Annotated in this window: 18 protein-coding genes; 6 read left to right on the top strand and 12 right to left on the bottom strand. The window is 68.6% G+C overall.

Annotated elements, in window-relative coordinates; translation table 11 throughout:
- Window positions 1–243: 243 nt before the first annotated feature.
- From AU197_RS08085 to AU197_RS08065, 5 genes are read right to left on the bottom strand one after another with little or no spacing between them, the layout of a single operon-like run.
- Window positions 244–630: a hypothetical protein gene (locus AU197_RS08085; RefSeq protein ID WP_082696557.1), complete on the bottom strand. Its 387-nt coding sequence runs from the start codon at window positions 628–630 to the stop codon at window positions 244–246.
- Window positions 631–662: 32 nt separating this feature from the next.
- Window positions 663–1,913 carry a DUF58 domain-containing protein gene (locus AU197_RS08080; protein WP_064402004.1) on the bottom strand — a complete coding sequence of 417 codons (1,251 nt, stop codon included), beginning with the start codon at window positions 1,911–1,913 and terminating at the stop codon, window positions 663–665.
- A complete protein-coding gene (locus AU197_RS08075; RefSeq protein WP_064402003.1) occupies window positions 1,910–2,875 on the bottom strand; it encodes an AAA family ATPase in 966 nt (321 codons plus the stop codon). Before AU197_RS08075 ends, AU197_RS08080 begins: the two co-directional genes overlap by 4 nt.
- A complete protein-coding gene (locus tag AU197_RS08070; RefSeq protein WP_064402002.1) occupies window positions 2,872–3,357 on the bottom strand; it encodes a hypothetical protein in 486 nt (161 codons plus the stop codon). Before AU197_RS08070 ends, AU197_RS08075 begins: the two co-directional genes overlap by 4 nt.
- Complete coding sequence (locus AU197_RS08065) at window positions 3,354–4,328, bottom strand: DUF4129 domain-containing protein (protein ID WP_064402001.1); 975 nt, start codon at window positions 4,326–4,328, stop codon at window positions 3,354–3,356. Before AU197_RS08065 ends, AU197_RS08070 begins: the two co-directional genes overlap by 4 nt.
- Window positions 4,329–4,382: 54 nt before the next feature.
- Between AU197_RS08065 and AU197_RS08060 the strand changes: the two genes are divergently transcribed.
- A complete protein-coding gene (locus AU197_RS08060) occupies window positions 4,383–5,042 on the top strand; it encodes an O-methyltransferase (protein ID WP_064402000.1) in 660 nt (219 codons plus the stop codon).
- Here the strand turns inward: AU197_RS08060 and AU197_RS08055 are convergent.
- Window positions 5,035–5,865 (bottom strand): hypothetical protein, encoded by an 831-nt coding sequence (locus AU197_RS08055; protein ID WP_064401999.1) that lies wholly within the window; start codon window positions 5,863–5,865, stop codon window positions 5,035–5,037. The two genes, AU197_RS08060 and AU197_RS08055, sit on opposite strands and share 8 nt — an antisense overlap.
- A gap of 79 nt (window positions 5,866–5,944) precedes the next feature.
- On the opposite strand from AU197_RS08055, the gene AU197_RS08050 reads away from it, so the two are divergent.
- Window positions 5,945–7,855 carry a potassium transporter Kup gene (locus tag AU197_RS08050; protein ID WP_064401998.1) on the top strand — a complete coding sequence of 637 codons (1,911 nt, stop codon included), beginning with the start codon at window positions 5,945–5,947 and terminating at the stop codon, window positions 7,853–7,855.
- Window positions 7,856–7,860: 5 nt separating this feature from the next.
- On the opposite strand, the gene AU197_RS08045 is transcribed toward AU197_RS08050, so the two are convergent.
- Together AU197_RS08045 and AU197_RS08040 are read right to left on the bottom strand one after the other, a co-directional pair.
- Window positions 7,861–8,709: a rhomboid family intramembrane serine protease gene (locus tag AU197_RS08045; RefSeq protein ID WP_064401997.1), complete on the bottom strand. Its 849-nt coding sequence runs from the start codon at window positions 8,707–8,709 to the stop codon at window positions 7,861–7,863.
- Window positions 8,710–8,723: 14 nt separating this feature from the next.
- A complete protein-coding gene (locus AU197_RS08040; protein WP_197415484.1) occupies window positions 8,724–9,131 on the bottom strand; it encodes a VOC family protein in 408 nt (135 codons plus the stop codon).
- 305 nt (window positions 9,132–9,436) lie between these two features.
- On the opposite strand from AU197_RS08040, the gene AU197_RS08035 reads away from it, so the two are divergent.
- The 4 genes from AU197_RS08035 to lipE all read left to right on the top strand — a co-directional run bounded on the left by AU197_RS08035 (window position 9,437) and on the right by lipE (window position 12,147).
- Window positions 9,437–9,835 carry a heme-binding protein gene (locus tag AU197_RS08035; RefSeq protein ID WP_064401995.1) on the top strand — a complete coding sequence of 133 codons (399 nt, stop codon included), beginning with the start codon at window positions 9,437–9,439 and terminating at the stop codon, window positions 9,833–9,835.
- 96 nt (window positions 9,836–9,931) lie between these two features.
- A complete protein-coding gene (locus AU197_RS08030) occupies window positions 9,932–10,420 on the top strand; it encodes an Rv1352/Rv1906c domain-containing protein (protein ID WP_064401994.1) in 489 nt (162 codons plus the stop codon).
- A gap of 9 nt (window positions 10,421–10,429) precedes the next feature.
- Window positions 10,430–10,912, top strand: coding sequence for a peroxynitrite isomerase (locus AU197_RS08025; protein WP_064401993.1), 483 nt, complete (start codon window positions 10,430–10,432; stop codon window positions 10,910–10,912).
- Entirely contained in the window at window positions 10,909–12,147 is a 1,239-nt protein-coding gene (gene lipE, locus AU197_RS08020; protein ID WP_064401992.1) for a lipase LipE, read from the top strand. The genes AU197_RS08025 and lipE overlap by 4 nt, the downstream gene beginning before the upstream one ends.
- Window positions 12,148–12,186: 39 nt before the next feature.
- Here lipE and AU197_RS08015 read toward each other — a convergent pair whose 3' ends face one another.
- Genes AU197_RS08015 through hrpA form a run of 4 tightly spaced genes read right to left on the bottom strand, consistent with a single transcriptional unit; the run spans window position 12,187 to window position 19,157 of the window.
- Window positions 12,187–13,311: an FAD-dependent oxidoreductase gene (locus tag AU197_RS08015; protein WP_082696554.1), complete on the bottom strand. Its 1,125-nt coding sequence runs from the start codon at window positions 13,309–13,311 to the stop codon at window positions 12,187–12,189.
- Window positions 13,312–13,349: 38 nt separating this feature from the next.
- A complete protein-coding gene (locus AU197_RS08010) occupies window positions 13,350–14,351 on the bottom strand; it encodes a tocopherol cyclase family protein (RefSeq protein ID WP_064401990.1) in 1,002 nt (333 codons plus the stop codon).
- 37 nt (window positions 14,352–14,388) lie between these two features.
- Window positions 14,389–15,195 (bottom strand): glutaminyl-peptide cyclotransferase, encoded by an 807-nt coding sequence (locus AU197_RS08005; protein WP_064401989.1) that lies wholly within the window; start codon window positions 15,193–15,195, stop codon window positions 14,389–14,391.
- Window positions 15,196–15,242: 47 nt separating this feature from the next.
- The gene (gene hrpA, locus AU197_RS08000; RefSeq protein ID WP_064401988.1) at window positions 15,243–19,157 is read right to left on the bottom strand and encodes an ATP-dependent RNA helicase HrpA; all 3,915 of its coding nucleotides are present in this window, start codon (window positions 19,155–19,157) and stop codon (window positions 15,243–15,245) included.
- Window positions 19,158–19,160 lie beyond the last annotated feature (3 nt).

Here is a 19,160-nt window from a genome sequence, read left to right as displayed (position 1 = left end):
TCGGGTTCGGTGTAGCGCGCGGTCAACTCCGCCACCGCGGCCAACCGCCGCGCCGCCCACACCGCCTCGGTGCGCGCACACTGCTCGATCGCATCCACCACCGACCGATCGTCAGCACCCGCGAACTCCGAATCGAACATGTGTTCGAGTATGCCACCACGGTCTGACAAGTGGTGTCACCGATGTCTCGATATAGGCGACAGCCCCGCACGCCAGCCCCACACGCCAGCTCCGCAGCTTGCTTCAGCGCCGCGATCCGCCCAACCAGAACGGCTGCGTCGCGAGCACGACAACCGCCAACACCGCGAGCGGCGCCGCCAACGGTACCCACGGCCACTCCGGTGACAGCAGCACCGCCGTTGAGGCGATACCTGTAAACCCCAGTGCCCCCACGACAGTCGGCACGGTGACATCGCTGGTGTGCCGCAACACCAGATACGCCGCACCCGACAAACCGCACAGCGCCGCCAACACCGGACTCGCCGATGCCAACACGATCGCCGCAGCGGTCAACAGCACCGCCAGCGTGGCAGCTACCCGAAACGCATTGCCCAGCAGCACCATAACCAAGGCAACGCCACACACCCCCAGCGCAATATCGTCAGCAGACAACGCGGCGGTCGCCACCATGACGAAGCCGAACGCCGTCGACAGCGCGCGATTCACCGTCGCCGCCGCCCGGGCCGACGGTGCCGGGGCACCAGCTGCATGGCCTGGTCGAGCGTGTCGTCCTCGGGCCAGGCCACGATGTCGACGCCGACGGTGCCCATGTCCCGATACATGAACGATCGCTGCAACGACCACATCCGTGCCAACAACGCGTCGCATCCCTCCTCGAAGGGTGCACCCTGCAGGACGTCCACCGCCACGACTGTGTGGCCGCGCTTGCACAGGTCGATCAACGCCAGCGCGAACTCGGTGTCGAGCATCGTCGAGAACGCGACGACGACGGCGCCCGGCGGGACCGCGGCACGCGGCGCCAGCGTTCCCGAAGTGGTGTCGTAACCACCGCTGACACCGAGCATCGCGTCGAGCACCCGATAGAACTGCCTTCGGCCGATGTCCGCGCTCAGCCATCGCGGATGCCGGTCGCCGAGCGCGACGATGCCCGCCCGGTCACCGCTGCGCAACGCGCTCTGCACCACCTGCACCGCGCCGCGCGCCGTGCGCTCGGTGGCCTCGGTCGCCGGTCCCGCCGGCTGGGCGTAATTGTCGATCAGCACGACGACATCGACGGCGCGGTCCGTCAACCGTTCGGTGACATGCAGGCTGCCTCGTCGCGCACTGACCGCCCAATTCACCGTGCGCAGTTGATCTCCCGGCACATACCGACGAACGTCCGCATACTCGACACCAGGCCCGATGTGGCGGGTCAGGTGGGTGCCGAGACGATCGAGCAGTTCTGTGCGCGGTACGGCCGTCGACTGCGGCGGCGCCATCGGGAACACGAAGACGTCCGCGGCGTCGACCACCCCGACGCCCTCGACCAGACCGCCTCGCGCAGCGACCGTCAGGTGTGCCCGCAGCGGATAGCGACCCCAGCGTTGGGCGGTCGCCACCAGGGTCTGACTGCTGCCGGTCTCCCGCGAATCGACCTGCAGCGTCATCCCTTCGACCGAACCGCTGTGCAGCCGCACCGTCTCGGGCCCGGCGTCGGCCCACATCGATATGCGCGCCGGCTCCCCTTCGAAGCAGCGGTGAATGCCGGGATCGGCGTAAACGCGCACCACGGGAACAGGCCGCTGCCACCCGACCGAACACAGCACCCCGATCAGCGGCGCGGCGAACGCGATGAGCTCCCAGCGCGACCCGAGCACCGCAACCGCCATGGCCAACGCCGCACAGGTCAGCGCCGCCCGCGCCAAAGGTGATGCACGCCAGCGTAACTCGGCCTCGGTGCGGGATTCGGTCACGGGTCGGTCCGCGGCACCGGCAGTCGCCGCAGCAGCTCGTCGACCACATCGCTGCCCCGAACTCGGCGCACCCACATCTCCGGCCGCAGAGTGATCCTGTGCGCAACGGCGGGAACCGCAAGAGATTTCACATCCTCGGGCACGACATAGTCCCGGCCCTGCAACAACGCGCGGGCGCGGGCCAGCTGGACGAGATCGAGTTCGGCACGGGGGCTGGCGCCCACCGCGATCTGCGGGTGGTTCCGGGTCGCGGCGGCCAGCGACACCACGTAGCGCAGCACGTCGTCGTGCACGGTCACCTGCTCCACCGACTCCCGCATCGCGACGAGATCGTGGGCGTCGACGACCTGGGCGACCGTCGGCTCGGCCGAACCGCGATCGAGGCGGCGACGCAACATCGACGCCTCTTCCTGTTCGGAGAGATACCGCAGTTCGAGCCGGATCGTGAAGCGGTCGAGCTGGGCCTCGGGTAGTGGATAGGTGCCCTCGTACTCGATCGGGTTGTCGGTCGCCAGCACGATGAACGGGGCGGGCAACGGGTGCGTCGCGCCGTCGATGCTCACCTGGCTCTCGGCCATCGCTTCCAGAAGCGCCGCCTGCGTTTTCGGTGGTGTGCGGTTGATCTCGTCGGCGAGCAGCAAGTTGGTGAAGATCGGGCCGCGACGGAATTCGAAACGGCCGGACTGCATGTCGTAGACCGTCGACCCGAGAAGATCGGCGGGCAGCAGATCGGGGGTGAATTGAACGCGCTTGAACTCCAGTCCGAGCGCCGCGGCGAAGGATCTCGCAATGAGCGTCTTACCCAGCCCCGGTAGGTCCTCGATCAGCACGTGTCCGCCCGCCAGCACGGTCGTCAAGATCAACGCCAGCGCACCACGTTTGCCGACCACCACCCGCCCGATCTCGTCGAGCACCGCATCGCAGTTCGCCGTGGTGGCCGCCGCAGGCAGTCCTGTGGTCATACCCGCTCCAACCGTTGCAGGATCTCGTCGAGCGTCGCCCGGCCGGGTCCCGGTTCGTTCGTCCCGCGTTTGGCGACGTTCTCGGGGTTCACCCAACCCCATAGTTCCGGGCCGAACAGCATCTCACCGGTGGCGTGGTAGGCGGAGCGGTTGCGGTTGCGGCGTTGGCCGGTCGCCAACTCGAACTGCCGCGCGAGCATGGGCCGTAGGTGCCGGTCCCAGTCCGTGCGGGTGGCCTCCGCGCGGCTGATCAGGGTCTCAGTGCGGGACCGCCAGCGGCGCAACGACTCGGCGGCATCGTCGGAAGGTGTTTGTTCAACACCGGTTTCGGCTTCGCGGGCCAGCTGCCACCGCAAGCCCAGCAACGCCAGTGCCAGCGCGGCCCCGGCGACGATGAGGATGCTCTCACGGTCACGACTGGCGATCGCGATCAGTTCCGCGCCCACCACCAACAGAAATGCCGCTGCCGCAAGCCTTCTCACGATGGCACCCCCGATGTGCGCTGCGGCAGTTCGGTCAGCACCCGGCTGAGCACCTGCACCGCGGCGTCACGGTGCTGTTCGCTCATCACGTGCGGCGAGAAACGCGCCTCCTCGAACAAGTCGACGAGTTCGGTGGCGCTGTCCGAACGCAGCGCCCCGGTGGCGACCGCGCGCGCGAGCACCTCGGTCGGGGTGTCACACGCCTGGGGCACAGCGCCGGGGACCCGCGTCAGTTCGCGTTCCATGGCGGCGTAGCAGGCGATGATCGCCTCCCGGGGTTCGCGGCTCAGATCGCCGATCTCGGCGAGTCCGACCTCGGCCGCCCTGGCGAGCGATGTCGCGGTCGCGGGCGCCGTCGCCGGCTCGTCTGCCACCTCGACGGCGGCGGCCGAAGTCGGGCGGTGCCCCTGTCGCCGCGATGCGATCGCGGTTCCCACGACGATCAGCGCCATCAACAGAAGCATCGGCGGGATCAGGTAGTTCACCACGTTGCCGTCGGCGGGGTCGTCCTCGATGGGACGGGGCTCGCCCGGGTCGTCGGCAACCCCCGCGCCGCTAGCGGGAGCGTCGGGTGCGGCGTCCGGCGGCACGTCTTCGATCGGCACCGGAAGCGACAGCCGCGAGAGCAACGCGACCAGGAGCACCAGCCCGATCAACACTGCCAGCGCTACCACCGTGAACCGCCATGACGGCCGCTCCCCGGGACGTGCGCTCGCAGGCAGGCTGCCGGCCTGCGCCGGGAGCGGCCGCTTGTCCCGCATCCGCACGATGATCGCGAAGCCGATGATCGCCACCGCCGCGCACAGCAACACGATGACCGCGGCCAGCGCCAACGGATTGCTCCGGCGCTGCACCACCTCTTCGGCGGTCCGCTCCACACCGGGGAGGTAGCCGCGTAGTGCCCAGGCGGCAAGCACCATGAGCGTGATCACCGCGATCACGCGTCGCGTCGACGTGCCGGTAGCGCCCATGGCCCTGGGGCCATCCTGACACGGATCGCCGTCGGCCCGATACGTTCGACAGCTATGAGCATCACACTGCACGAGCCCCGCGTTGCCGAGGCCCTCGACCGGATGTATGCCGAGGCGCGCTATCAGATGGAGGCACTGCGGCGCGCCGACTTCGCCCGCCTGAACGAGGCGAGCCCCCAGGAACGCGCCGACGCGCTGCGCGACTTCTATCTGCCGGTGACCCCGGAAGCGGGCCGACTGCTGTATGCGCTCGTGCGGGCGGGTAAGCCCACCACCGTCGTCGAGTTCGGCATGTCCCTCGGCATTTCCGCGATCCATCTGGCCGCCGCGGTGCGCGACAACGGCAGAGGGGGTGTCGTCACCACTGAGCTGAGCGCGGCCAAGGTCGCCGCCGCGACGAAGACGTTCGTCGACATCGGTCTCGACGATGTGATCACCGTGTTGGCCGGAGATGCGCTTCATACCTTGCAAACGCTTTCCGGCACAGTAGATTTCATTCTACTGGACGGGTGGAAGGAGCTGTACCTGCCGGTGCTCGAACTTCTCGAGCCGCGCCTGTCACCCGGCGCCCTGGTGGTCGCCGACAACACGTCGATGGACGAACTCGCGCCGTATCTGGACTACGTCCGTGACCCGGCGAACGGCTACGTCAGCGTCCCGTTCCCGGCACGGGAGAGCGACAGCATGGAGATCAGCTGTCGCGCAGTCACTTAGCCCGGCGCACCCGCGTCTTGGCCTCCTTCACCGCTGCCGCGGCATCGCGGGCGGCCTGCTTGGCCTTGTCGTAGGCGTCCTCGGCTGCGGCAAGGCCGCGTTCGGCTTCCTGTAACCGGCGTCGGGCGTCCTGGTGTCGCAGCCGCGCGGCGGCCAGGTCGGACTGCAGTTCGGACAGTACGTCGTCGGCTTCGGCCTTCGTACGCTCGGCGGCGGCCAGGTCGGCGCGCGCCTGCCGTAGTCGGCTGCGTGCCTCCGCGTCCTCGGTGTCACGTCCTTCGGCGCGTGTCTCGGCGGGTTCGGGCTCCGGCTCGGGCTTGGGTTTCCGTTTGGTGGTCGGGCTGAACACTATTGCGGTGTCACCGAATTCGCCGAATCCGGACCACTCCTCGGCCTTGGTCAACCGGCCGAGCCGATCCGCGACATCGGGGTCGGCGACAGCGGCCTGCAGCGTGCCGGTGACGTCGTCGCGCAACGCTCCTGTCGGGTTGTGCAACCCCGCCTCCTCGAACGCGGTTCGGGTGAGATCGTTGACCAGCCGGCGTTGTTCGGTGGACAGCTCCCGGATCCGCTCACCGTCCATCGCCGCGTGCGCGTCACGCAGCCGTTCACCGAGGCCCTTGAGGCGTTGCTTGACGTCCTCGTCGCCGAGCGCGAGCCGGTTGACCACCCAGGCAGCGGTCGTCGGCTTTCGTGCGGCCGAAATCCGCTTGGCCGCCTCCGCGTCGCCACGCTTTTTGGCCTCGCCGGCGAGCCTGGTGCGCAGCGCGGTGAAGTCCTCGAGCCTGGCGGCATACAGTTCGTCGAGCGCGTCGTCGGCCACGTCCTCATCCTCCCAAAAACGCACCCTCCATCCGTTGCGATGAGCCGCGAACGCGCGCCCGCTCGGCGATGATCATCGGGTGCACACAGCGCCGGGGACCGCCTCGCTGCGCCCGGCCGTGGTGATCGCCGCGCTCGGCGTGGTGTTCGGCGATATCGGCACCAGCCCGATCTACACGATCCAGACGGTGTTCAACCCGCACGATCCGCATCCGGTGCCCGTCGCGCGCAGCCACGTCTACGGAGTCGTCTCGCTGATCTTCTGGTCGGTGATGATCATCGTGACGCTCACCTACGTGACGCTGGTGATGCGGGCCGACAACCACGGCGAGGGCGGGATCATGGCGCTGATCACCCTGTTGCGCCGGTGGACCGGCCGCCGCGGCCGACGGGTGACGGCGACGCTGGCAGCGCTGGGTCTGTTCGGCGCCGCGTTGTTCTTCGGCGACAGCATGATCACGCCCGCGATCTCCGTGCTCTCCGCGGTCGAAGGCCTCAAGGTGATTGACCCGGGTCTGGCGGACTTCGTTGTTCCGATCACCGCGGTGATCATCGTCGCGCTGTTCTCGGTGCAGCGCCGCGGCACCGCGACCATCGGGCGGTTCTTCGGCCCGGTGATGATCGTATGGTTCGCCTCGATCGGGTTGTGCGGGGTGCGCGGCATCGTCGGGCATCCGGAGATTCTCAGGGCGTTGTCGCCGACGTACGCGCTGACATTCGTCACCGAACATTTTCACATCGGGTTCTTCGCGCTGGCCGCGATCGTGCTGGCGGTGACGGGCGCCGAGGCGCTCTACGCCGATATGGGCCACTTCGGCAGGCGGGCAATCACTTTCGGATGGCTCGGGCTGGTCCTGCCCGCGTGCACGTTGAGCTATTTCGGTCAGGGCGCGCTGGTGCTGGGCGACGAGTCGACGGTGGCCGCCCCGTTCTTCCTGCTGGCGCCCGAGTGGGCGCGCATCCCCATGGTGCTGTTGGCCACCGCCGCGACGGTGATCGCCTCGCAAGCCGTCATCACGGGCGCGTTCTCGGTGACCTCGCAGGCCGCCCGCCTCGGTTACCTGCCGCGGCTGCGCATCGAGCACACCTCGGCGTCCACCATCGGGCAGATCTACGTCCCGTGGATCAACGGTGCGCTGCTGCTGGGCGTGCTGATCCTGGTGTTCGCCTTCCGCAGTTCGGCGGCACTGGCCTACGCGTTCGGAATGGCGGTGACGGGCACCATCACGATCACCACGACGCTGTTCTTCTACTACGCGCGCACGCGGTGGCGCTGGCCGTTGTGGGCGGTGCTGCCCGGCGCGGGAGTGCTGCTGGTGGTCGATCTGATGTTCTTCGGCGCAAACCTCACCAAGCTGGTGCACGGCGCGTGGTTGCCGCTGACCATCGCGGTCGCGGCGTTCACGGTGATGACCACCTGGCAGCGCGGTCGCCGGATCGTCACCGCCGCACGAGAACGCGCCGAGGGTCCGCTGCGCGGTGTTGTCGACGGACTGGCGCGGCGCGATCCGCCGCTGATCCGCATACCGGGCACGGCCGTGTTCTTGAACCGCAGCCAGCACACCGCGCCGCTGGCGATGCGGACCAATGTGGACCACAACCACGTCCTCGCCGAGCACGTGCTGATCGTCTCCGTCGAGACCGAGACGGTGCCGCGCGTTCCCGACGACGAGCGGATGACCCACGACGACCTCGGCTACACCGAGGACGGGATCGTCCACGTGATCGCCCGGTTCGGTTACATGGAACGGCCGAACGTGCCGCGCGCCCTGGCCCTGCTCGATCCGGCGGACACCGAGGGCCCGATCGATCTCGACGGCGCGTCCTACTTCCTGTCCAAGCTCGAGCTGTGTCCCGGCGACGCCCCGACCATGGCGCCATGGCGCAAACGGCTGTTCATCGCGACGTCGCACATCACCGCCGACGCAGCGGCACACTTCGGCCTACCCCTGGACCGCACCGTGATCGTCGGCTCGCGCATCCAGCTCTGACAAGGTCAGGCCAAGCCGAGCGACGCCAGCAGGTCGGCCGTGCGCCACCAGATCAGCGCCGCGAAGACCACGAGCGCTGCCGCACTTGCCCCGGCCTGCACCAGGTTGCGTGAACCGCGCGGCGCGTACACGTAGGCCGTGGCGATCGCCGCGCCGGTGACCAGACCCCCGATGTGGCCCTGCCAACTGATGTTCTGCGAGCTCACCAGCGGGATGATGAACGTGAACGCCAGGTTGATCGCGATGATCGCGACCACCCAGCGCACGTCCATACGCAGCCGCCTGCCCACGACGAAGATGGCGCCGAACAACCCGAACACCGCACCCGAAGCCCCGGCGGTCTGTGCGACGGGCGACGACAGCAGATAGACCAGGACGGATCCGCCCAGGGCGCTCAGCAGGTACAGGCCCGAGAACCGCAGCCGGCCCAGGGCCGCTTCCAGCGGCGGTCCGACCACATAGAGCGCCCACATGTTGAACAGGATGTGCGCGGGCCCGTAGTGCAGGAACGCCGACGTCAGTAAGCGGTAGAGCTCGCCGTCGGCGACGGCGTAGGACTGCAGCACCAGTGCGCGCTGCAAACCCGGCACCGCCATCTGTAGCGCGAACATCACCACGTTCGCGGCGATCAACACATAGGTGACCATCGGTTTGGCCGACGGCACCCCGCCGAACTGGGTGCGCACCTGCCGGACCTGCTGCGCACCGGCGTTCACGCATTCCACGCACTGGTGGCCGACCGCGGCGTCGCGCATGCACTCCCCGCAGATGTAGCGGTTGCACCGCGCGCAGCGGACATAGGTCACCCGGTCGGGGTGCCGGTAGCACGTCGGCGTCACCGGAGGGGTCGACATGGGTTGGGAGCCGGTCACAGCGTTCCGAAGAGTTCGATCCAGTTGCCGTCCGGGTCGGCGACGAACATCCAGCCCATACCCGGCACCGGCGCGAACTCGGTCAGCGGTTCGACGACGTCGTACCCGGAGGCGGCGAACGCCTCGGCGACGCCGCGCAGGTCCTTGACTCCCACCGTGAAGTACCTGATCCCGGCCTGGGTCCTGCCGCCTCCGGACGCAACCGGTTGTGGCGGCGGCGTCTCGTAGGTGACGAGTTTGACCACGCTTGCGCCCAGCGAGTACCGCCGCTGCGAACCACCGGGGAACTCGATCTCGCCCTGGGGTTCGAGTTCGAGGAATCCTTCGTAGAAGGCGACCATCTCGTCTCGGTTCGTGGTGACGAGGCCGACTTCGACACCGGGGCTCAGCAGGTCCAGCTTCACACGGACCACCTTATGTTCAGCCGTCTGTTCGGCGCCGGTGCGTCCGCGGTGGATAACAATTCGGTCACCGTGCAGATCACGATCAATTAAAGATCGGTAGCTAATTCTCAGAGTTCTCGGAATTTCTGGTTGCGCGCTTATCGAATTCGGATGAAATTGCGGTACAGATCACGCCGCTGCGGTGTAACGCCTGCGTGTGGTCCGGTTCGGGGTCTCGCGGCGACGTTTGTCGGTGTTTGCCTTGGGTACCTTGGTTTTCGGGGACGGGGAAATCAGCGACAAACGCAATGAAGGAAAGAAGCAATATGAAAATCCGTGGTATCGCCGCGCGCCGACAGATCGCCGGCGCCTGTGCCGCCAGCCTGCTCGGCGGCCTGGCCGCAGCAACCATCGCCGCGCCGTCGGCGATGGCCGCACCGGACTGCAGCGCCAGCGCGGTGTCCGGCACCGTCAGCAATGTGACGGGTGCGGCCCGTTCGTACCTGGACGCCCATCCGGGCGCCAACCAGGCCGTGACCACCGCGTTCGGCCAGCCTCGCAACGAAGCGTCGGCCACCCTGCGCGGGTACTTCAACGCCAACCCGCAGGAGTACTACGACCTGCGCGGCATCCTCGCGCCGATCGGTGACGTGCAGCGCACCTGCAACATCACGGCGCTGCCGCCGGAACTGGCGTCGGCCTACGACGAGTTCATGGCCGGCTGAGTCCGGTCGATGAACAGAGGCCCGTCGTCGCAGCTCCGCTCTGCGACGACGGGCTTTTTTCTTTCCCAGGCCCGCTGTCCGTTTAGACTGGCTCGCATGACTTTGCCGCGACTGGCCGCCGTTGCCGCGACGGCGCTCCTCGCCCTCGGCGGGCTGGGTGTCGCGCAGGCCCAACCGGATCAACCGCACCATCCCGATCCCGGGGGTCCGGGGCCGTCCGCCGCGCCGGGCGCGTCAACCACGCCGGGACCGCCCCCCGCCGGGCCCCTGACCTCAATCGACAAAGACGGCACCTATCAGGTCGGCACACAGATTCTGCCGGGCACGTACTCGTCGGCGGGGCCCGTCGACGGCGGCGCCTGCTACTGGAAGCGGGACAACAACGACCAGGTCCCCGACAACGCGCTCACCAAAAAGCCCCAGGTGGTGCGCATCGAGGCGACCGACACCGCGTTCACCACGCGCGATTGCCAGCCGTGGCAGCAGACGAATGCCGCACCGCCGCCCCAGGCCTCCCCCACCGACCTGCTGGGCCAGCTCGGGTCGTTCATCGGCAAGGGAATCCTGAGCGGCGGCCCCCGCTAGCCTGGCGGTGTGGTCGACCTTCACCCCGACATTGCGGTGCTGCGCCCGCTGCTGGGCGTCTGGTCCGGCCGCGGGGCGGGCGAATATCCGACGATCGAACCGTTCGCGTACACCGAGCAGATCGCGTTCGACCACGTCGGCAAACCGTTCCTGACATACCGTCAGAAGACCACCGCCGACGACGGCCGGCCTCTGCACGCCGAGACGGGTTTTCTGCGGATGCCGTCGCCCGGACGCGCCGAATGGGTGCTCGCCCACCCGAACGGGATCACCGAGATCGAAGAGGGCACCTTCGCGGCCAGCGGCGCCGTCATCGAGCTCGAACTGACCTCGACGTCGATCGGGCTCACCTCCACCGCGAAAGACGTTGCGGCGCTCGGTCGTTCGATCCGGGTCGACGGCGACGAGCTGGTCTACTCGTTGCGGATGGCGGCGATGGGCCAGCCGCTGCAACATCATCTCGGCGCGACCCTGCACAGGGCGGCCGAATGACGGCACCCGAGGGCAGGATACGAGTGCCCGACGATCTCGACGCCGTGACCGCGGTCGGTGAGGAGGACCACTCCGACGTCGACCCCATGGCGATCGAGCGCGTCTGGCAGGCTGCCCGCCACTGGTATGAGGCCGGGATGCATCCCGCCATCCAGGTGTGCCTGCGCCACAACGGCACGGTCGTGTTGAACCGCGCGATCGGACACGGATGGGGCAACGGTCCCTCCGATCCCCCCGAGGCGGAGAAGATCCCCGTCACGACCGAAACACCGTTCTGCGCGTACTCGGCGGCCAAGGCGATCACGTCGACGGTCGTGCACATGCTCGTCGAGCGGGGCGTCTTCTCGCTCGACGACCGCGTCTGCGAATACCTGCCCAGCTACACCAGCCACGGCAAACACCGCACCACGATCCGGCACGTGATGACGCACAGCGCGGGCATTCCGATCCACACCGGCCCGCGACCGGACCTGCGCCGCATGGACGACAGCGAGTACACCCGGGAGAAACTCGGCGAACTCAAACCGTTGTATCGGCCGGGCCTCGTGCACATCTACCACGGACTGACCTGGGGCCCGCTGATCCGCGAGATCGTCGGTGCGGCGGCCGGGCGTAACATCCGCGATGTCCTGGCGACCGAGATCCTCGAGCCGCTGGGTTTCCGATGGACGAATTACGGCGTTGCGGCACAGGATGTTCCGTTGGTCGCACCGAGCCATGCCACCGGCAAGGAGCTGCCCCAGCCCGCCGCCACGGTGTTCCGGTTGGCGGTCGGGGGTTCGCTGTACAAGATCATCCCGTTCTCGAACAGCCCGCAGTACCTCACCAGTGTGCTGCCGTCGTCGAACACGGTGTCCACGGCTTTCGAGCTGTCGCGGTTCGCCGAATTGCTGCGCCGTGGCGGCGAACTCGACGGTGTACGCATCATGGCGCCGGAGACCCTGCGCAAGGCGACAGCGCAATCCCGGAGGCTGCGCCCCGACGTCGCGGTCGGCCTGGCGCCGCTGCGATGGGGTACCGGCTTCATGCTCGGGTCGAAACGGTTCGGTCCGTTCGGGCGCAATGCCCCCGCCGCGTTCGGGCATACGGGTCTGACCAACATCGCCGTGTGGGCGGATCCGCAGCGTCGGCTCGCCGCGGGGGTGATCAGCAGCGGTAAGCCCGGCCCCCACCGCGAGGCCAACCGCTACACGGCGTTGTTGGACACGATCGCGGCGGAACTGCCGCCAGACTGAGCTTGTGCTCGCCGGCCCGCCGGAAAATGATGCATATCTTCAGTTTCGCGGCGCAGACTCCGGCCGCACGCCGCGGTAGAAGCCGCGCCACACGATCCACGGCATCAGCACGCGATCGATCGACCAGCCGGGAAACCGGAACGACTGCCCCTTCGGCGTGAACACCTCGAGCCCGTCGGTCTGCGGTCCGAGCACCGAACCCCACCGCCGGTCCGCGGGACGATAGGCGCGCAGCGGTTTGCCCGCGAAGTGCGCGCGGATGTTGTGGGCGAGCAACCCGTCGGCGCGGTTGCGGGCGGAGCTTCGCAGCGGGTCGGTCGCCGCGACGTCGCCCACCGCGAACACGCCGGGTGCGCCGGGAACGCGGAGTTCGGGGGTGACGCGCACGAAGCCGTGCTCGTCGAGCAACTCACCCGGAAGCCATCCGGTGTTGGGCGTGACTCGGCCGACGGCCCACAGCACCGCGTCGGCCGTCGCCGCCGGTTGCCCGGTGCTCCACTGCACCGGAGCGTCGGTGATCTCGTCGCACGAGAAACCCTCCGGGAGCATCGCGCGATGGCCCGAATACAGGCCGACGCCCAGATCGGTCAGTCGGCGGCTGATCTGCTGCCATACCCGCGCGTGATGGTGCGCGAGGGCACGATCGCCCGGAAAGTAGAGGTCGACGCGTTTGCCGGGCCACGTCCTGGCAAGGTTGGCGGCGCTGCTGACGGCGGCGGCGCCTCCGCCGATGACGATCACCGACCGCGCGGCCGCCAGCCGCTGATGCGCCGCACCGAGTTCGGTGGTGATCTCGTCGGCCGACTGCAGATCCGGCTTACGCCAGAATCCGTTGCTGACGCCGGTCGAGATCACCAGGGCGTCATAGGGTTCCGTGACACAGCCACCGTCGGCGGTCTGAACGTGAACTTTCCGGGACGCCGTGTCGAGCCCGGTCAGTGTGCCGTGCAGGGTACGGACCCGGTCGAGGCCGCGGAACCGGTGGAAAGGAATCCAGTTGTAGCGCGCCCAGTCCTGCGGCCTGCTGATGCGCATGCCGAGTTCCTGACCGCTGAGCAGCCCCGGTTTGGCCGAGACACCGACGACGTCGGCGTGCCGCGCGAGCTTGATCGCGGTCAGCACACCGCTGTCGCCGAGGCCCGCGACGACCACCCGAGGGCGCATCACCGCCCGCCGATCCTGCCGTGTCGCATTCGGTCACCCTAGTCACCGGGCAGGCTGCCGACCTCCAGACCCGCGATCTCGGATTCGCCGTCGAAGATGACCCGGCCGAAGTCCTTGACCACGCAGTGCAACCTGCCGGCAAGGTGTTCGAAATCGGTGCCGACGTTGCGCCGCTCGGCGGGCAGCGGAACCGGAAGCACATGCGGGTCGAGATGCGTTCCGTCGCCGTGCAATTCGATCTGATACCGCAGCGACGTCGCCCGCAAGCTCCAGGTGCCGTCGCCGATGTCCGAGCGCACCCACGCCGTCGGTGGAGTCAAGCGCAGCACCTTGCTTCCGAGCCGGACCACGACCCCGGCGACGTCCTGTTTGAGCGGTCCGAGCGCGAGCAGCCCTCCCGAGAACGCCACCGAGGCGTCGGCGTCACCGAAATCGTGTGCCTGTCCCCACCACCACCGTTGCGGAAACCCAGCGCCCCAGTTGCGTTCGGTGTAGAGCTTGGCGCCGTCGAACTCCCAACGATCACCGTCGAATTCCACGGTGCCGCTGGCGGATCCGCCGAGCCGGTACGGGTGCCAGTACTGGTTCAGGAAGGGGACGACCGAGGCGAGCCCGCCGCCGGCCAGCGCCCTCGGCCACCGGACCGGGTCGTCGAACTTCATGTCTACGCGCACGCCGGGAAGGTCGACCAGCAAGCGGTCGTACGTCGCGTGGAACCGTCCCTCGTCCGCGTCGAGTCGAAAGGGGCCCACCCCGGCGCTGGCCCCATTCAGGGCGGCGCTGTACACCCGCTCGCCCGGATGCAAAGCGACCGCGGTGGTCGCCCAGTCGCCGTCGGGATGTTTGTTGACGCTGAACAACGCCACCACGACGCGCCCCGACGCGGCATCGGTCAGCCGCCAGAACCAGCCCTCCATCTCGGTGCCGTGCGAAGTCAGCGGGTCGCTGAAGGGCAGGTCGGCGCCGGTGCGCCGATAGGCGCCTGCGATGGGCCCCGCGACGAGCCTCGTCGCGTCCCTGATGGTGTCCACAGCGGTCATGACCGCTACGTTGACGGTTCGGGCCAGACGCAAACCCTCAGTTCGGCGGGTCGAGCCGGACCCGGTACATGGTCGGCCAGAACTTGCCGGTCAGCAGGTATTCGTCGCCGCTGACGTGAGCGATGCCGTTGAGCACCTTCTCCCGCTCATCGCCCTGCCCTGGCCACAGACCGGCGGCGTCGACGACGGTGTCGACCCTGCCCGTGGCCGGGTCGATGCGCACGATCTCGTCGGAATGCCAGACGTTGGCCCACACCCGACCGTCGACGCACTCCAGCTCGTTGAGGTCGCGCAGCGGCTGGTCGTCGCGGGTGACGGGCACCGAGCCGGTCTCGGCGAATGTCGCGGGGTCGTGGAATCTCAGCCGGTCGGAGCCATCGCTGCGGACCAGCCGGTCACCGTCGTGGCACAAGCCCCAACCCTCCCCGTCGACCGGCACCTCCCGCACCGGGGTCAGGGTGGCCTTGTCCCATTCGACCGCCACGCCGTCGCGCCACGTCAGCTCCCAGATGCGGTCGCCGATCACCGTGATGCCCTCGCCGTAGTAGTCGTGCGGGGCGGGTGCCACGCGCCGCACCGCGCCGGTCGCCGGGTCGAGCTCGCGTACCTGCGACCTGCCCTTGATACCCGTGCCCTCGTACAGGATGCCCTCGTTGAGCTCGAGTCCTTGCGTCCACGCCGTAGCATCGTGCGGAATCTCCTCGAGCACAACGGGTTTGATGACAGGAGCCGCCCCCGCCGGTGTGGGCGTGTCGCTCTGAGCGGTCGGTGACGGGCCGCCACACGACACCGTTGCGACCGCGAGCAGGACGGCGGCCACGCGCCGCGCCAGCGAAGCATGCATAGGCCCATGCCTACCGGATGGGCGGGCGTCGTGTGCGGCTATAGGGCTCAGCGGGTCAGCGCCGCGTCGATCGCGCGGTAGATCCGCTGTTCGCTGACCGGACGCGGGGTGCCCAGTTGTTGCGCCCACAGGCTGACGCGCAGCTCCTCGATCTGCCGACCGATGTCGCGGATGTCGGCACCGGCGGCGCGCGCGGGCGACAATACGCGAACCAGCTCGTCGTAGGCGTCCTCCACGGCATGTACGCGGTCCATTCGCTCGCGGTCGGCGGCAGGCGCATGCGGCAGCCGCTCCAGACGCCTCCCGATGGCGAGCAGATAGCGGCTCAGATCGGCCAGGTGCGCGGCCTCGGTGGCGGCGACGAAGCCGCGCGGCAGCAACCGGTCCATCTGTGCACGGATATCGGCGATCGCGTCGGATTGCGCGGCGGACGGCGCCGACGGCAGCGCCACCTCGACGTCGTGCGCCGCCGCGAGCACCTTCTCGACGCGGGTGACGATCCCGGCCGTCGTGGTCACCAGGTCGGCGGCGACACGGTTGCGCAGCGCGGTGAACTCCTCGCGGGTCCACGCCGGGGTGGGCGCGAGCACATCGGTCGCGGCGTCGGCGCAGTCCTCGAGCAGCGCCTGCAGCGACCCGTCTGGATTGGCGCCGAGGACCAGCTTGGTGCGCGGTTGCAGTCCCCGCTCGACGGCTTTCACGGGTGAGGGCACCGCGATACGCAACAGCCTGCGGGTGCCGGGCCGCATCGACGCCTGCTGTTCGGCCGCGGTCGGGAACACATGTAGGTCGACGGCGTCTCCCACGTCGACCAGCGCCGGATATCCGCGCACGGTGTGGCCGCCGACGGTGCGTTCGACCGTCCGCGGCACCTCCTCGAGATCGTCCGGCCACGTCCGCAACCCGCTGCGATCTAAACCCTCGGCCACCGCGTCGGCGACCGCGCGCCGGACCGGTGTGGCGAGTTCATGCTGCAGCGCGTCGAGGTCCTTACCGCGCGCCAACTCGGTGCCGTCGGCGCCTTCGACGGCGAAGGTGACGCGTAGATGCGACGGCAGCTTGTCGAGGTCGAACGCGTCGATCGGCACCAGTACGCCGCTGCGGCGGTGCAGTTCGCGTTGTACGGCCTCGAGCAGCGGTTCGACACCGGGTGTGATCGCCGCAAGCACCGCTTGTGCCGTGTCCGGTGCGGGAACGAAGTTGCGCCGCAACGCTTTCGGCAGCGAGCGGATCAGCGCGGTGATCAGCTCCTCACGCAGCGCCGGTACCTGCCATGCGAACTCGTCGCCGCCGAGCCGGGCCAGCACCTCGACCGGTACGTGCACCGTCACACCGTCGTCCTCGGCGCCCGGTTCGAAGCGGTAGCTCAGTGGGAGCGCCAGGTCATCTGCCCGCCACACGTCCGGCTGGCCGTCGGCGGCGTCCTCGGTGCGAAGCAGATCGTCGCGGGTGAACGTGAGCAGCTCCGGGGTGATGTGGCGCTGCTTCTTCCACCACGCGTCGAAGTGACGCGCAGACACCACCTCCGCCGGGATGCGGGCGTCGTAGAACGCGAAGATCTCCTCGTCGCCGACCAGCAGATCACGTCGGCGGGCCTTCTCCTCCAGTTCCTCGAGTTCCTCACGCAGGCGGGCGTTGTCGCGAAAGAAGTGGTGCCGCGTCTGCCAGTCGCCCTCGACCAACGCGTGGCGGATGAACAACTCGCGCGCCAGGTCCGGCTCGATCTGTGAGTAGCCGACCCGACGACGGGCAGCAAGCGGCAGCCCATAGAGCGTCACCCGCTCGAAGGCCATCACCGCCCCGCGCTGCGCGTCCCAGTGCGGTTCGCTGTAGGTCCGCTGCACGAGGTCGCCCGCGATGCGCTCGACCGCTTCGGGTTGGATGCGGGCAGCGACCCGGCCGAAGAGCCTGCTGGTTTCGACCAGGTCGGCGACGACGATCCATCGCGGCGGACGCTTCGTCAGGGCCGAACCGGGTGCCAGGACGAACTTGGAGTTGCGCGCGCCCTGATATTCGCGTCCGTCGCCGTCGCGCAGCCCGACGTGCGAGAGCAGGCCGGCCAGAAGCGCGGCATGCACAGCTGCCGGGTCGGCCGGTTCGTCGGACTCCGTTATCCCGAGGTCGCGCGCGATGCTGCGCAACTGTCCGGTGAGGTCCTGCCACTCCCGGATCCGCAGATAGTGCAGGAACTCGTCACGACATATGCGGCGAAACGCATTACCCGACAGGCCTTTACGCTGCTCAGCCAGGTACCGCCACAGGTTGAGGTACGAGATGAAATCCGAATGCTCGTCGGCGAACCTGGCGTGCTTCTGCCGCGCGGCGTCCTCGCGGTCGGCGGGCCGCTCCCGAGGGTCGGGGATCGACAGCGCCGCGGCCAGCACCAGGATCTCCCGCACGCAACCCTCGGAGTCGGCCTGCAGGATCATGCGCCCGAGGCGCGGGTCGACGGGAAGCTGCGCAAGCCTGCGGCCGACATCGGTGATCGCACCGTCGGCATCGAACGCGCCGAGTTCCTGCAACAGCTGCACACCGTCGCGGATGCTGCGCCGGTCCGGCGGGTCCAGGAAAGGGAAGGTCTCGATCTCACCCAACCCGAGCGCGGCCATCTGCAGAATCACCGCGGCCAGATTGGTGCGCAGGATCTCCGGCTCGGTGTAGCGCGGCCGCGCTTCGAAATCCTGCTCGGAGTACAGGCGGATGCACACCCCTGGCGCGGTTCGCCCGGACCGCCCGGCCCGCTGCGCCGCCGATGCTTGGGAGATCGGCTCGATCGGCAGCCGCTGCACCTTGGTTCGGCGGCTGTAGCGGGAGATGCGGGCGGTGCCCGGGTCGACGACGTAGCGGATGCCGGGCACCGTGAGCGACGTCTCGGCGACGTTGGTCGCGAGCACGATGCGGCGCCCGGTGTGGCGAGGCGAGAACACCCGCTGCTGGTCGGCCGTCGGCAACCGCGCGTAGAGCGGTAGCACCTCGGTACCCTTATCGAGAGTGCCGCTCAATACCTCACGGAGATCACGGATTTCGCGCTCACCCGACAGAAACACCAACACGTCGCCGGGCGGCTCGGCCGCCAACTCGGCGATGGCGTCGACGATCGCCTCGGTCTGGTCGCGCGTCTGGGTGCGAACCACCTCGTGGTCGGGATCGTCGGGATCGTCGCTCTCGTCGGCGGGGACAGCGACTTCCAATGGGCGGTAACGAATTTCCACCGGATAGGTGCGCCCGGAGACCTCGACGATGGGTGCTGGGCCGCCGGCAGTGCCGAAATGCTCAGCGAACCGCTCCGGTTCGATCGTCGCCGACGTGACGATCACCTTGAGATCCGGTCGGCGGGGCAGTAACTCGCGCAGGTATCCGAGGAGGAAGTCGATGTTGAGGCTGCGCTCGTGCGCCTCGTCGAGGATCAAGGTGTCGTAGCGCAACAGGCGGCGATCGCGCTGGATCTCGGCAAGCAGGATTCCGTCGGTCATCAGCTTGACCAGGGTGCGGTCGCTGGCCTGGTCGGTGAAGCGCACCGTGTAGCCGATCGTGTCGCCGAGTGGGCTGCCCACCTCGTCGGCGATGCGCTGGGCGACGGTGCGGGCGGCCAGGCGTCGCGGTTGGGTGTGCCCGATCGTGCCGCGCACACCACGGCCGATGTCGAGGCAGATCTTGGGCAGCTGGGTCGTCTTCCCCGAACCGGTTTCACCGGCGACGATCACCACCTGGTGCTCGTTGATCGCCTTGGCGATCTCGTCACGGCGCTCACTGACCGGCAGATCGGGATAAGTGATCGTCGGCACCGCGGCGGCGCGAGCCGCGACGACCGCTTCCGCCGCGCCGAGCTGCTCGGCGAGTTTGGCGAGCTTCTCTAGCGGGGCGCCACGCATGTGGCGAAGTCGCCTGCCGAACCTCGCCGCGTCGCGAATCGTCAGCCCGTCGAGGCGATTGCGCAGCTCAGCGACAGAGGGGCCGGACACTCC

The sequence above is a fragment of the Mycobacterium sp. IS-1590 genome (assembly GCF_001500025.1).
Taxonomy (GTDB): domain Bacteria; phylum Actinomycetota; class Actinomycetes; order Mycobacteriales; family Mycobacteriaceae; genus Mycobacterium.
The sequence above is the reverse complement of the archived record's forward strand: the minus strand, read 5'-3'. Positions and strand labels throughout refer to the sequence as shown.

Excerpts from the sequence above, each read along its gene's own strand:
- AU197_RS08085 (WP_082696557.1), bottom strand. The coding sequence starts at position 630 with ATGGTGGCGACCGCCGCGTTGTCTGCTGACGATATTGCGCTGGGGGTG.
- AU197_RS08075 (WP_064402003.1), bottom strand. The coding sequence starts at position 2,875 with ATGACCACAGGACTGCCTGCGGCGGCCACCACGGCGAACTGCGATGCG.
- AU197_RS08065 (WP_064402001.1), bottom strand. The coding sequence starts at position 4,328 with ATGGGCGCTACCGGCACGTCGACGCGACGCGTGATCGCGGTGATCACG.
- AU197_RS08060 (WP_064402000.1), top strand. The coding sequence starts at position 4,383 with ATGAGCATCACACTGCACGAGCCCCGCGTTGCCGAGGCCCTCGACCGG.
- AU197_RS08045 (WP_064401997.1), bottom strand. The coding sequence starts at position 8,709 with ATGTCGACCCCTCCGGTGACGCCGACGTGCTACCGGCACCCCGACCGG.
- AU197_RS08035 (WP_064401995.1), top strand. The coding sequence starts at position 9,437 with ATGAAAATCCGTGGTATCGCCGCGCGCCGACAGATCGCCGGCGCCTGT.
- AU197_RS08030 (WP_064401994.1), top strand. The coding sequence starts at position 9,932 with ATGACTTTGCCGCGACTGGCCGCCGTTGCCGCGACGGCGCTCCTCGCC.
- lipE (WP_064401992.1), top strand. The coding sequence starts at position 10,909 with ATGACGGCACCCGAGGGCAGGATACGAGTGCCCGACGATCTCGACGCC.
- AU197_RS08015 (WP_082696554.1), bottom strand. The coding sequence starts at position 13,311 with ATGCGCCCTCGGGTGGTCGTCGCGGGCCTCGGCGACAGCGGTGTGCTG.
- AU197_RS08010 (WP_064401990.1), bottom strand. The coding sequence starts at position 14,351 with ATGACCGCTGTGGACACCATCAGGGACGCGACGAGGCTCGTCGCGGGG.
- AU197_RS08005 (WP_064401989.1), bottom strand. The coding sequence starts at position 15,195 with ATGCATGCTTCGCTGGCGCGGCGCGTGGCCGCCGTCCTGCTCGCGGTC.